A 12,870-nucleotide genomic window follows, 5' to 3' on the forward strand; every position below is an offset into this window, starting at 1 on the left:
AGTACATCGACTTGGAAAGATGGTGGGCACGGCGCTAACGCGCCTTTGCCCACCCTACGGCACCGCGCAAGCTTACAACCCCGCGCCCCACTTCTGCGCCGCCTGCAGTACCCAGTCGCGATAGAGCGTCAGCGGCGTGACGCCGGTCATGCCGCCGCAGCCTGCGTTTCCGTTCGGCCCGGTCGACCAGCTCACGACGCCCACAATCACAGGGCCGCCTTGCTTGTCCTCGAAGACCGGCGCCCCTGAATCTCCCGTGCAGGCGCCGAGCCCGTCGCGCATGCCCTGCCCCACGGGATCGACCAGCCTGATCTGCAACGTCCCCGGCCTGCCCGTTGCAACCAGGCCGGCGACGCGGATGGTGCCGCCGCTCTTGCCGTCGCCGCGCACCGTCACGCCGATGCCTGCGATGGTGAAACGGCTGCCAACATTGATCGGGATATCAGGCAATCCGAGCACGGCCGGCGTCTTGCCCTTGGGCGGCACGGCCAGTTGCAGCAACGCGACATCCGCCGTCGCGCGATGACCCGACATCGCCTGCATGTTGAAGCCGGGATGAATCGCAATGCTCTTCACATCCTGCAGCGTCGGCTGCCGGTCGGCGCCATATTCGACGATCTTGTAGTCCGCGCCTGAAGGCACGCAGTGCGCCGCGGTCAGCACCAGCTTCGGCGCGATCAACGCCCCGGTGCAGAAATTGCCGCGCGAACCGACGATGGTAATGACCGAGCGGGCCACGCCTTCCGTCGACGGCGCACCGCCGCCTACAATGGCGTGCGCGGGAACGGAGAGCAGTAGCGCGAGGGCGGCGATCATGAGCGGCGGGATCTTCATCGCTGCAGCAATAGCCTTTGGCGCGCATATCGCCAAGCGCCGGATCGGGCTGGTTCTGTGGGGCATTCCGTGTTAGCCGCTCCGCAAAGATACTTTTTCAGGCGGGGAATGATGATCGAGGCAGTGATCTGGGATTTCGGCGGCGTGCTGACCACCTCGCCCTTCGAGGCCTTTGCGCGGTACGAGACCGAGCGCGGGCTGCCGGCCGACATCATCCGGCGCACCAACGCCGCCAATCACCTGGAGAACGCCTGGGCGAAATTCGAGCGCGCCGAAGTCGACATCGAAGCCTTTGACGAATTGTTTGCAGCCGAGTCGCTGGCGCTCGGCGCGGCGGTTCGCGGCAAGGACGTGCTGCCGCTGCTGTCGGGCGATCTGCGGCCGGAAATGGTCGAAGCGCTCAAGCGCGTGAAGGCAAGGTTCAAGACCGGCTGCATCACCAACAACCTTCCCGCCAACGCCATCGGCAGCCACAGCGGCCGCTCGCTGTATATCGCAGAAGTGATGGTGCTGTTCGACCATGTCATCGAGTCCGCAAAGATCGGGCTCCGGAAGCCCGATCCGCGCATCTACCGGATGATGGTCGAAACGCTGAAGGTCGATCCCAAAAACTGCGTCTATCTGGACGATCTCGGCATCAACCTGAAACCGGCGCGCGAGATGGGCATGACGACGATCAAGGTGGTCAGTGCGGCGCAGGCGATCGGGGAGCTTGAGGCGGCCACCGGACTGGCATTGCGCTAGGCGGAAAATACCGGAACTTGCGCCCTCCTTATGCCCAAACGGCGCTTGTCCTTTGCCCGCAACAGGGGCAGAACATTCTGAAATCCATCGAATTCGGAGTTGAAAACCCGTGGCTGACACCAGGCCCACCGCCTCGATCGAGGCCGTGGAAAGCGGCCTCGCCGCACAGGGCTATATTGCGAGCCGCCAGATCGCGACCGCGGTCTATCTGGCGCAGCAGATCGAAAAACCCATCCTGGTCGAAGGGCCCGCCGGCGTCGGCAAGACCGAACTGGCGAAAGCGATCGCTGCCTGGCGCGGCATGAAGATGATCCGCCTGCAATGCTACGAGGGGCTCGACGAAGCCAAGGCGCTCTATGAGTGGAAATACGCAAAACAGCTTCTGTACACGCAGATCCTGAAGGACAAGCTCGGCGAAGTGCTCGGCGGCGCGCCGACGTTGGAAGCGGCGCTGAACCAGCTTCATGATTTCGGCGACGTGTTCTTTTCCAAGGAATTCGTCGAGCCGCGGCCGCTGCTGCAGGCGCTGGAACAACCCGCCGGCTGCGTGCTGCTGGTCGACGAAATCGACAAGTCGGACGCCGAGTTTGAATCCTTGCTGCTGGAAATTCTCAGCGATTTCCAGGTGACGATCCCGGAACTCGGAACCGTGGTCGCGGTATCGCCACCGACCGTGATCCTGACCTCGAACAGCGAACGCGATCTCGGCGACGCGCTGAAGCGGCGCTGCCTGCATCTGCACATCGGCTTCCCCGAACAGAAGCTCGAAGAGCGGATCGTCGAAAGCCGCGTGCCCGGGATTTCGCAGACATTGCGCCGGCAGATGGTGGGCTTCATCAACGAAGTCCGCACGCTGGACCTCAAGAAGCTGCCGTCGGTCAGCGAAACCATCGACTGGGCGCGCGTGCTGGTGTTGCTGCAGGCGCCCGAGCTCGGCCACGAGGTGGTCAAGGACACGCTCAACGTTCTCCTGAAATACGAGGCGGATATCGAGGCCACCATGCCTCAGGTCTCCACCTTCATCGCCAAGGCCTCGCGGCAAGGCGTCTTCGGGTGAGGCGCGAATGAGGGAGAACCTGCATCGGTTCTTTCGTGCGGCGCGGGGCGCAGGCGTCAGGCTCTCGCCGGCCGAAAGCATCGATGCGATGCGGGCCGTCTCCAAGGTCGGCTTTGCCGACCGCGCCATCCTGCGCGACACATTTCTGCTGACGCTCGCCAAGACGCAGGACGAGAAGAAGGCGCTCGGCGATTGCTTTGATCTGTTCTTCGATCAGCCCGAACCGGAATCGCCGCCTGAAGATGGCAAGGCGGAAGAGCAGGATACGCAAGGATCCAGCGCAGCATCCGATTCACCCGGCGAGACAGGCGGCGGTGACGAGCAGCCCGAAGGACTCGGCCAGCTCGCGCAGATGCTGCTGGCGCAGGACCGTAACCAGATTTCCGCGGCAATAGCCACTGCGGCGAGCGCGGCCTCGCTGTCCGATATCCGCTATTTCACCCAGCGCGGCATCTTCTCTGGGCGTATCCTCGACCAGATGGGCCTCCAGCGGCTGCGCGACGATCTCGACAATCTCACGGCGACCAATCCGGCACTGGCGGAACGGCTGACCAACGCGCTGGACGGGCTGCGCGGCACCGTGCGCGACACCGTTTCGCAGGCCTTGATGCTGTATGGGCGCGAGGAAGCGGAAAATTTGCGCAACGAGATCCTGCGCAATGCGCCGCTGTCGCGGATCGAGCCGCGGCAGGTCGAGCAGATGCGGCATCTGATCCGCCAGATCGCGCGCCGCCTGCGCGAGCGCTACTCCAAGCCGCGCAAGCGCCAGCGCCGCGGCCATCTCGACGTTCGCCGCACCATCCGCCGCAACGCCGCCTGGGGCGGCGTGCCGTTCCTCACCGCCTGGAAGCGGCGGCACCGCGACAAGCCGAAAATCGTAGCCCTCTGCGACGTCTCGGGATCGGTGGCGCGGGTTTCCGATTTCTTCCTGCTCCTGATCCACAGCCTGCACGAGGTCGTGGACGATGTCCGCTCGTTCGCCTTTTCGGGCCATCTGATCGAAGTGAGCGACATCCTGGAATCCAAATCGCCGGAAGAGGCGATGGCCGAGATCATGTCCAAGGTCGGCTTCGGCTCCTCCGATTACGGCAGCTCGCTCGACGACTTCGAACACGGCTGGATGAACGCGATCACGCCGCAGACCACCGTGATCGTACTCGGCGACGCCCGCAGCAACAACCTCGATCCACGCGCGGATATCCTTCGTCGCATTGCCGAGCGATCGAAGCGGCTGGTATGGCTCAACCCGGAGGGCCGCATGGCCTGGGGCTGGGGCGATTCCGAAATGCCGCGCTATTCGACCTTCTGCACCGTGGTGCGCCAATGCGCGACTGCGAAACAGCTCGAACGCGCGGTATCCGATATCGTGGCGAGCTATCAGTAATGTCGCCTTCGGCAGTTCTTCCCCGTGACAATGCCCCCGATGCGCTGTCGGTGCTGAACTCCGTGTTCGGCCTGCCCGCCTTTCGCGGCGCGCAGGAGGAAATCGTCCGGCACGTGACCAGTGGCGGCAATTGCCTGGTGCTGATGCCGACCGGCGGCGGCAAGTCGCTGTGCTATCAACTGCCGTCTTTGTTGCGCGAGGGCTGCGGCATCGTTGTGTCGCCGCTGATTGCGCTGATGCGCGACCAGGTTGCGGGACTGCTGGAGGCCGGCGTCAACGCGGCCGTGTTGAACTCGACACTGTCGTTCGACGAAGCTTCCGAAGTCGAACGCCGACTGCTCGCCGGCGACCTCGACCTGCTCTATGTCGCGCCCGAGCGGCTGTTGACGCCGCGCTGCCTGTCCCTGCTCGGCCAGGCCAACATCGCGCTGTTTGCGATCGACGAGGCGCATTGCGTCTCGCAATGGGGGCACGATTTCCGTCCCGAATATATCGGCCTGTCGGCGATTGCGGAACGCTTCCCCGACGTGCCGCGCATTGCACTGACGGCAACCGCCGACGAGATGACGCGCAAGGAGATCGTGACCCGCCTCGGGCTCACGGGCGCGCCGAGCTTCATCTCGAGCTTCGACCGCCCGAATATCCGCTACGAGATCGTCGAGAAGCAGAACGCCCCAGCGCAACTCAAGGCCTTCATCAGCGAGCGTCATGCCGGAGATGCCGGCATCGTTTATTGCCTGTCGCGCGCCAAGGTCGAGGACACTGCGCACGCGCTGACCAGCGCCGGCATCCCGGCGCTGCCCTATCACGCGGGCCTCGACGCCGGCGTGCGCGCCCGCAACCAGGACCGCTTCATCAACGAGGACGGCGTCGTGATCGTCGCCACCATCGCCTTCGGCATGGGCATCGACAAGCCGGACGTGCGCTTCGTGGCGCATCTCGATCTGCCGAAGAGCATCGAGGCCTACTACCAGGAAACCGGCCGCGCCGGGCGCGACGGCAAAGACTCCAGCGCCTGGATGGCCTATGGCCTGTCGGACATCGTGCAGCAGCGTCGCATGATCGACGAATCCACCGGCTCCGATGCATTCAAACGCGTGTCGATCGGCAAGCTCGATGCGCTGGTGGCACTGGCGGAAACCGCCGGCTGTCGGCGCGGCCGCCTGCTCGGTTATTTCGGCGAGGAAGTCTCAGGCAGCAATTGCGGCAATTGCGACAACTGCCTGTCGCCGCCGCAGCTCCGCGACGGCAAGGTCGCCGCGCAAAAGCTGTTGTCCACCGCCTATCGCACCGGGCAGCGCTTCGGCGCCATGCACCTGATCGACGTGCTCGTCGGCCGCCTGACCGAGAAGGTCACGCAGTTCAATCACGACAAGCTGTCCGTGTTCGGCATCGGCCGCGATCTCAACGAGAAGCAATGGCGCGCCGTGATCCGCCAGCTGGTCGCCATGGGCCATCTGCGCGCCGACAGCGAGGCGTTCAACGCGCTGAAGCTGACCGAGAGCGCGCGCGGCGTCCTGAAGGGCGAGACCGAGATCATGCTGCGCGAGGCGGCGCCCGGCACGCGCATCCGTGCCAACCGCGCCAAATCAAGGCGTGGCGATCTGGCACCGCGCGCCGAAGCCAAGCCCGCCGATGCTCCCCTGCAGGCCGCGTTGCGGGCATGGCGCGCCGACATCGCGCGCCAGCGAAGCGTGCCGGCCTATGTCGTGCTTCACGATTCCACCATCGACGGCATCGCCGCCGCGCGTCCAATGACGCTCAACGATCTCCGGAACATCCCCGGCATCGGCGACAAGAAGCTCGAACATTACGGCGACGAGCTGCTCGCGCTGGTGCGCTCGGCGGACGCTTGAGCTTCATCCGTTGCGGAACGTATAGGCGTAGCCGTTGATCGCGGGCGCGCCGCCGAGATGGGCGTAGAGCACCTTCGATCCCTTCGGGAAATAGCCCTTGTTCACGAGGTCGATCATGCCCTGCATGGATTTTCCCTCGTAGACGGGATCGGTGATCATACCCTCGAGGCGGGCGCAGAGCCGGATTGCTTCCTTGGTCTCCTCGGAAGGCACGCCATAAGCCGGATAGGCATAGTCCTCGATCAGGACGACATCGTCCTCGACGAGCTCGCGGCCGAGTTCGACCAGCTTTGCAGTATTGCGCGCGATGTCGAGCACCTGCGCCTTGGTCTGCGCCGGCGTGAAGGACGCATCAATGCCGACCACCTTGCGCTCGCGGCCGTCCTTGGCAAATCCCACCAGCATGCCGGCATGGGTCGAGCCGGTGACCGTGCAGACCACGATATAGTCGAAGGCGAAGCCGAGCTCCTTCTCCTGCGCCCTCACCTCTTCGGCGAAGCCGACATAGCCGAGCCCACCAAATTTGTGCACGGAAGCGCCGGCCGGAATTGCATAGGGCTTGCCGCCCTTGGCCTTCACGTCCGCAATCGCCTCTTCCCAGCTCTGGCGGATGCCGATGTCAAAACCTTCGTCGACCAGCCGCACGTCGGCGCCCATGACGCGGCTGAGCAAGATGTTTCCGACGCGGTCATAAACCGCGTCCTCATGCGGCACCCAGCTCTCCTGCACCAGCCGGCACTTCATGCCGATCTTGGCCGCTACGGCCGCGACCATGCGGGTGTGGTTGGACTGCACGCCGCCGATCGAGACCAGCGTGTCGGCATTGGAGGCGATCGCGTCGGGAACGATGTATTCGAGCTTGCGCAGCTTGTTGCCGCCGAAGGCGAGGCCGGAATTGCAGTCCTCGCGCTTGGCGTAGAGCTCGACCTTGCCGCCGAGATGCTGCGACAGCCGCTCCAGCTTCTCGATATGGGTGGGCCCGAAGGTGAGCGGATAGCGTTCGAATTTTTCCAGCATCGGTGTCCCCGTTGATTGTCGGATGTCTGGGAACGCCCCCTATCATTGAGAACTGGAAAGGTGCTCTCTAAATTATCGCCTATCCTTCACAAAGATTGCACCCATATTCGATATAATTACTATTCCATCCGCTATCTGATACAATTTCGAGAGATTCTTCCATGGCCGGCAGGCTGGACCGCACCGACCTTAAGATATTGCGTTTGCTGCAGAATAGCGGCCGGCTGACCAATGCCGAACTGGCAGAAATGGCCGGCGTCAGCGCCGCAACCTGTCACCGCCGCACCCAGCGCCTGTTCGACGAGGGCTATATCCCCCAAGTCAGGGCGATGGTAGCACCGCGCAAGGTCGGCAAGGGGGCGCTGGTCATGGTCGGCGTCGTGCTCGACCGCTCCACGCCGGAAAGCTTTGCCACGTTCGAGCGGGCGATCGCGCAACTGAAATTCGTGCTGGATTGCCATCTTGTTGCGGGCGATTTCGACTATTTCCTCAAGATCCGGGTCGGCGACATGGAAGACTTCAACCGCATCCACGGCGAGCAGTTGATCGCGCTGCCGGGCGTGCGCCAGACCCGAACCTTCTTCGTCATGAAGGAAGTGGTCGACAACGCACCGCTCGATTTTTGATGGGAAGCCTGCCGCGGAACTGGGCGAGATGCTGGTCACATCGCTCGCCATGATCTATCAACCGGGCATGACCAGAAAGCTTTGCCGGCAGGCTTTCGCGCTTGCCACCATTCTTATTGCGATGCCGGCCTTCGCCTCGGACGAACTGCAGCGGCAACAGCCCGATACCGTCATCTTTGCGATGATGTCCGGCAAGTGCGCGACGCTCAAGGTCGCGGGCCGGGACTTTGGCTGCCGTGCCGTGGCCTTCTTCCAGACCGAGGAAGGCAGGGCGAATTTTACCGTGGCGCTCGACGACCCCAGCGACGACAGCCACATCATCACGTTTTCCGGCGACAACGGGCGACGGCCCGAGGCCAATCTGTACGAACTGCCGATCGACCGGATGCTGCTGAAATCCAAGGACAGACCGAAGGCCGACGGCCTGCCGGTGCCTGCGGTGGAATCGACCGCGGGCCTTTGCAAACAGGTCGGCAACTTCGTGACGCTGGAGCTTTCCACCATCTCCTGCACCGCGGTCGACAAGAACGGCAAGAAATACGAGTTGCAGTATCAATCCGACGGCGCGCCGATGGCGGTACGCCGCATCAAGCGGATGCGCGTCGGCAGCCCCGCGGTGTCGCCGTTCGACGACGTCAAATGAAAGGCCGCCGACGGTAAACCGACGGCGGCCAGTGTCGATCCACGCATTGGCTCGCGACTGCGCAGACAGCGTCAGGCTAGTTCGAAATTCCTCTCAAGCGGTGCCGGCGATCGGTCAAAGTCGAGCGATTGCCCTTCACACCGGCTTTACCGTGAACCGCCGCGCTCGCGCCCGCTCCTTGTCGGCAGGATGGAGGCTGCTATTTCAAACGCGATGGCCCATCTCGGCTTTTCTTCCTCGGCGCCGGGCACGTTGATCTGCACGCCACCACCATCCGTGACGGTGTCGGACGCGGCGAGCACCGCGGCTTCGAGCGCGGCGCCGCGCGAATCGTAGACGCCGCCGATCTTGATGTTATCGGCAAACACCGACCAGCCCAGCGGTGCCTTCACGACTTCGAACACCGATCGTTCCATCAGGTCTCCTGTATCGGTTTCACCTGTATCGCTTCCGCGCCTCGCCGACGCGACGAATCCGGGCGAAGGAAGCGTGGTGCCGGGACGCCGGCTTGTCGTCGGCGACGGCCTTGGTCCGCCACTCGAAAGCCCGCAACCCCGTCGGTAAATTCACCACCACCGGTGCCAGCGCGACTTCCTTCCGCACGGCATCGACAATCCGATCGAACTCAACTTCGCTCATCGCACGCTCCATTGCGCCAGGCCGGCATTCTGCCGCCAGGACGATAAGAGGGGACCGCGCTGAGCACAGATCGCCATGCAAGTTTGTTGTTTGCAGGCTCGCCCGCGGTCGCTTCGATGGCAAAAACGGGCCGAAATCGGGAAGGCTCGAATTGTTCCGTGCGAAACCAGTGGCTCTCGAGGAACCCGCCGGTGGCCCCCTTGGCCGAACTTGCCCCTTGCGTGTTAGATTCGGCCGCGAATCAGGAGGGTTTGCATGCCGGTAGACAGTGACAGCGCCATTGCGTGGCACCGCGCCCAGCTCAAGAAGCTTCGCGAGACCTTGAGGAACATCGAGCCCACGAGGTTCATGGTCGGCGAGTCCGCCCAGGCAAGCAGGACCGGCAAGACCCAGAAGACGATCGCCGAACTCGAGCAGAAGATCCGGCAGTCGCAGCACATCATCGCGGCCTATGAGCGGCAGACCCGGCGGCCGTTGGCGACCGACCAGCGCAGCCTCGCCAGCGTGAGCTGGAGTAGCTGGACCGCCCAGGCGGCGCACGGCCGGGGCAATTCGCGGTAGGCGTTGGGTGGCGGACTTGCAAACTCGGCCAACGCGCCGTCACCCGTTGTCTTGATTAGTCGCCCTTCGTGGCGGGAGAGACTAGGCTCGATCAATTCTCGCTTGAGCCGTTCGAACTCCACGTAGGTGGCTACCTCAGCGCGCTGCATCAACGCGGAGTAGCCGACCACGTCGGCAGCCAGGATTGCCGCTAATCGCCTATGAACCTGCTGCTCGATCACAGCGCCCTCCGAACGGCCCAGGCCGCTGGGACAAGGAGGAGCTTAGCACTTTGTTGCGGACCTGTGATCGGTATCGTAGGAGGCCCGATCGCCTCAAGTGGGCATCTTGCCGGGCCGACCCTGGCACGGCGGCAAAGCGTGTGCGTCAACAGGCAGGTCCGAGTTGGGTCAAAGACGCCGTTTTGACCTTCCGCCGAATCTTGAAGTCGCGGAATTCGCCCTGCGAGACGCATATTGCGTTGCACGATCACCGATCATGGTTGGGGACCCATTCCTCCGCGGTTGAGTCCCAATGATGGGTGTCGTCGAAGTGTTTCCAGAGTGGCCGCCCAGTTTTGCTTTCACCCTTTTGTTTTGCTTTCAGTGCGCTGAGTTGGACGACGAGCGCCCCAGCCATCATCACCCATTCGCGAGCGTTATATCGGGAGTTCCATTTAATTGTCGCGAACATCAGATGCCTCCTTCAAAGTAAGAAGCTTCGCCATCTTAGCCCGGACCAAGAACACAGGGATGTAAAGTACTTCACAGTCAGCCGACATCTTCGACATAGCGGCGGGCGATCCTGTCAGGGCATGCGTCTGGTGGGGCTACCGGAGGGCTGAGTGTCCGAGATCAAGTCCACTTCATCACAATGACCGGACATCATCGGCGAAATCGGCCAGATCCGAAAAGGGCCAATAACCGACATAGCGGATTCTTTCGCAGGCGGTATCGAACGCTGCAACTCAATCCGCAAATAGCAACCGGTAGACAGATTTGAACCGAAAGGATTGCTTACCAGCTAGTGCCGTGGCTTCGAACTCTGCACCGTCATCCCAATAGGTTCCGGTAAATCCAATGGTAAGTACCTTTCGTGCCCATGGATACGTGCCAGAAATAGGTGAATGCTCTCGGCTCGTCATTTCACCTTTCCACTTGCCGCCAGAACAAGTGTAGCTTCCGACTGTATAATAATATCCACCGCCCCCACGCATCGTGCCATCACGCAGCACCATGACATGTCGATTGTAGGCGTCCACGCCGTCCAGAAATCTTGTCTCAGCTAGATAAAGTCCGTTCCGAATCATGATTGATGCCGCGCAATCGAGAGCTTCGCCAAGGCCCTGCTGCCCAAGGGGCTACGCAAAGACAAAACTCCCCCAATGCAGCGCATAAACCGCTCACTAAAGATAAGTCTGTTTCAACCCCTCGACACAATCTTCAGCCCTGGCGGGCTCACTAAAACTGCTGATCACCAGGCGGCGGAAATGGGCCCTTTCCCGCGGCGTAGATCGCAATAAGCCGATCCTCCTGCCAAAGCTCGGCATTGCGGTCAGATACGAATTTCTTGGCGCATTCCTTTGCTTGTTCGTCGTCGGTGCATTCCATATCGACCGCATTCGAAATATGCCCATCCTGATCAAGGAAATAGGCCCGGTAATGCTGCATTGCGCCGCTCCGAAATGATGCTCTATCTGACGCTTCGCTTGGGGAGCCGTCAATCTGCGGTGAAAAACAGCCGCCGGATATGAATATCCGACTGAGGCCGAAAAGTGGTCGTTAGCGCCTTCCAAATTGGAACGGCAGCCAGTCGCTCTGCGCGCGCAACTGGCGACATCACGACAATGATTGCGCATGTCGCCTATGGGTCATGCGCGACGGAGTCGGGCGGCAAGCAAGCCCGGCCATGTCCGCTACGCTGCCGAAACTGGAGCAAAATTTCAGCGCATGAGCGGCTCCGCGAGCTCGCAGCCAATTATCTGGCATTCGTCAAACTCGCATCAATCCGAATTTGGCTGCGCGCTAATGCGCCCCTAATTCTTCGCCGTCTCTTTCTCCTTCGCCTTGGCCTTGCAGGAAATCAGAAACGTAAACGCCCGCGCGTTGCGCGCGATGTCTGCCGTCTTCAATTCGGCCTTGGCGTCGGAGATCTGGTACGGCACCACGCTGTTGTCGAGAAAATCCCGCAAGGCGCCCGTCTTGATGGCGAAGTTGATGTTCTCGGGGATGTTACCCGTGGCCCTAACGAACTTGATGGCATTGAGTTTCGCCGCGACGACGCCGACCACGTCGCCGCTGGATGCCAGCAAGGGTCCGCCGCTGTTGCCGGGTTGAACGGCCGCGCTGATCTGCAGGAAGCGCGTATCGTTGAGGATGCCGCTGAGCGAACTCACGATCCCCGTCGTCACCGTGAAATCGGACGTCAGCAGTCCGTGAAAGGGATAACCGATCGCCACCACGCTGTCGCCGGACTGGATCGCCTTGTCGCGGATCCTGGCAACGTCCTTGAACGAGCCCGTCACCTGCAGCAGCGCCAGATCGTTGGTCTCGTCGCTCGACACCAGGCGCAATTTGGCGGGCGCCTCGCCGGACAGACTGCCCTGGATATCGCCAACGCATCCCTGCACGACATGGGCGTTGGTGACGAGGTGGCCATTCGCGCTCACCAGAAAGCCGGTGCCGGTCTGGTCGAACAGTTTGTCGGGCTTGCCCGGCGCAGCCTCCGGCGCTGCCGCTGCGGCGACCGGCTTGGCCACGGGAAGGACTGAGAAATCGCCGGCACCGGCCAATCCCGACTGCTTGATCCTGGCGACGCAGTTCACCAGCACCGGCAATAGCTGTCCGGTCTGGTCGAGGTTGAACTGGAAGAGCTGTCCCTGCGTATAGGCAGTCATGGCTTTCGCCCGCCGGAACTGGCTGATCAGCGAGGAGTTGCTCGGCATCGGCACGCGGACCAGCTTGTCGGCGATCGGGATGCCGTGAACGTTGAACGGTTGCTGGCCGTCGAATGTGAGGGTCAGCGGAAAGGCCTGCCCGGTCGTCAGCCGCCATTCTTCATGCATGAAGCCGAGGCTCCAGCCGCCGGTATGATCGATCATCACGAGAAAATAGATGCCGCTTGCATATGAAGCGCCTGCCGCACAATGCGAGAAGGATCCGGTCTGGTCGTTGGTGTAGGCCCCGCCCTTCCAGTTGCCGACGCTGATCGAACCATAGGGCCCGCGCGCCTGCGCATTCGAACCGGCAAAAATCGTACACAGCAAAACAGCGACCGCAGCAGCACGGCATTTCATAAGCATTTTCCCCACATTCCCAGGGCGAGCATATTTGCCTTTGCAACCGGAGTCTATTTGGGCCGGCACGCGGGCCGAAAATTCTTCCGCGGCAGCACGAAAATAGGCTCGCCATCGGTCGTTCGCGGCGCGGCAGCAGCGGCCTGAATCTCACTTCGTTAAGTTCTTTGCCGGATACTCCGTCCATCGTCCGATCGTCGTAGGATCGAGACCGATTCGCGTCCGCCGGTCGCAT

Annotated in this window: 14 protein-coding genes; 7 read left to right on the forward strand and 7 right to left on the reverse strand. The window is 62.3% G+C overall.

Annotation, left to right across the window (positions count from 1 at the left end):
* Positions 1–72: 72 nt before the first annotated feature.
* Positions 73–816 (reverse strand): S1 family peptidase, encoded by a 744-nt coding sequence (locus CQ12_RS32855; RefSeq protein ID WP_245310260.1) that lies wholly within the window; start codon positions 814–816, stop codon positions 73–75.
* Between the two features lie 126 nt (positions 817–942).
* On the opposite strand from CQ12_RS32855, the gene CQ12_RS32860 reads away from it, so the two are divergent.
* The 4 genes from CQ12_RS32860 (at position 943) to recQ (ending at position 5,875) form a co-directional block, all read left to right on the forward strand.
* Positions 943–1,578 carry an HAD-IA family hydrolase gene (locus CQ12_RS32860; RefSeq protein WP_057839415.1) on the forward strand — a complete coding sequence of 212 codons (636 nt, stop codon included), beginning with the start codon at positions 943–945 and terminating at the stop codon, positions 1,576–1,578.
* Between the two features lie 109 nt (positions 1,579–1,687).
* Positions 1,688–2,635, forward strand: coding sequence for an AAA family ATPase (locus CQ12_RS32865; RefSeq protein WP_057839416.1), 948 nt, complete (start codon positions 1,688–1,690; stop codon positions 2,633–2,635).
* Between the two features lie 7 nt (positions 2,636–2,642).
* The gene (locus tag CQ12_RS32870; protein ID WP_057839417.1) at positions 2,643–4,019 is read left to right on the forward strand and encodes a vWA domain-containing protein; all 1,377 of its coding nucleotides are present in this window, start codon (positions 2,643–2,645) and stop codon (positions 4,017–4,019) included.
* Entirely contained in the window at positions 4,019–5,875 is a 1,857-nt protein-coding gene (gene recQ, locus CQ12_RS32875; protein WP_057839418.1) for a DNA helicase RecQ, read from the forward strand. The genes CQ12_RS32870 and recQ overlap by 1 nt, the downstream gene beginning before the upstream one ends.
* Before the next feature lie 3 nt (positions 5,876–5,878).
* Here the strand turns inward: recQ and CQ12_RS32880 are convergent, their stop codons facing one another.
* Positions 5,879–6,892 (reverse strand): 1-aminocyclopropane-1-carboxylate deaminase, encoded by a 1,014-nt coding sequence (locus CQ12_RS32880; RefSeq protein WP_057839419.1) that lies wholly within the window; start codon positions 6,890–6,892, stop codon positions 5,879–5,881.
* A gap of 161 nt (positions 6,893–7,053) precedes the next feature.
* On the opposite strand from CQ12_RS32880, the gene CQ12_RS32885 reads away from it, so the two are divergent.
* Together CQ12_RS32885 and CQ12_RS32890 are read left to right on the forward strand one after the other, a co-directional pair.
* Positions 7,054–7,518, forward strand: coding sequence for an Lrp/AsnC family transcriptional regulator (locus CQ12_RS32885; protein ID WP_057839420.1), 465 nt, complete (start codon positions 7,054–7,056; stop codon positions 7,516–7,518).
* Between the two features lie 28 nt (positions 7,519–7,546).
* Positions 7,547–8,161, forward strand: coding sequence for a hypothetical protein (locus CQ12_RS32890; protein ID WP_245310261.1), 615 nt, complete (start codon positions 7,547–7,549; stop codon positions 8,159–8,161).
* 146 nt (positions 8,162–8,307) lie between these two features.
* Here CQ12_RS32890 and CQ12_RS32895 read toward each other — a convergent pair whose 3' ends face one another.
* Positions 8,308–8,577 carry a hypothetical protein gene (locus CQ12_RS32895; RefSeq protein ID WP_057839421.1) on the reverse strand — a complete coding sequence of 90 codons (270 nt, stop codon included), beginning with the start codon at positions 8,575–8,577 and terminating at the stop codon, positions 8,308–8,310.
* Positions 8,578–8,596: 19 nt separating this feature from the next.
* Positions 8,597–8,800, reverse strand: a complete 204-nt coding sequence (locus CQ12_RS32900; RefSeq protein WP_157088628.1) for a hypothetical protein — start codon at positions 8,798–8,800, stop codon at positions 8,597–8,599.
* Positions 8,801–9,055: 255 nt separating this feature from the next.
* On the opposite strand from CQ12_RS32900, the gene CQ12_RS32905 reads away from it, so the two are divergent.
* Positions 9,056–9,361 (forward strand): hypothetical protein, encoded by a 306-nt coding sequence (locus CQ12_RS32905; protein ID WP_057839423.1) that lies wholly within the window; start codon positions 9,056–9,058, stop codon positions 9,359–9,361.
* Positions 9,362–9,829: 468 nt separating this feature from the next.
* Here CQ12_RS32905 and CQ12_RS44435 read toward each other — a convergent pair whose 3' ends face one another.
* The 3 genes from CQ12_RS44435 to CQ12_RS32915 form a co-directional block, all read right to left on the reverse strand.
* Positions 9,830–10,033, reverse strand: a complete 204-nt coding sequence (locus tag CQ12_RS44435) for a hypothetical protein (RefSeq protein WP_157088629.1) — start codon at positions 10,031–10,033, stop codon at positions 9,830–9,832.
* Between the two features lie 767 nt (positions 10,034–10,800).
* Positions 10,801–11,010: a hypothetical protein gene (locus CQ12_RS32910; RefSeq protein WP_057839424.1), complete on the reverse strand. Its 210-nt coding sequence runs from the start codon at positions 11,008–11,010 to the stop codon at positions 10,801–10,803.
* 365 nt (positions 11,011–11,375) lie between these two features.
* Positions 11,376–12,635 carry a S1C family serine protease gene (locus CQ12_RS32915; RefSeq protein ID WP_157088630.1) on the reverse strand — a complete coding sequence of 420 codons (1,260 nt, stop codon included), beginning with the start codon at positions 12,633–12,635 and terminating at the stop codon, positions 11,376–11,378.
* Positions 12,636–12,870 lie beyond the last annotated feature (235 nt).

This window comes from Bradyrhizobium jicamae, from assembly GCF_001440395.1.
Lineage (GTDB): Bacteria > Pseudomonadota > Alphaproteobacteria > Rhizobiales > Xanthobacteraceae > Bradyrhizobium > Bradyrhizobium jicamae.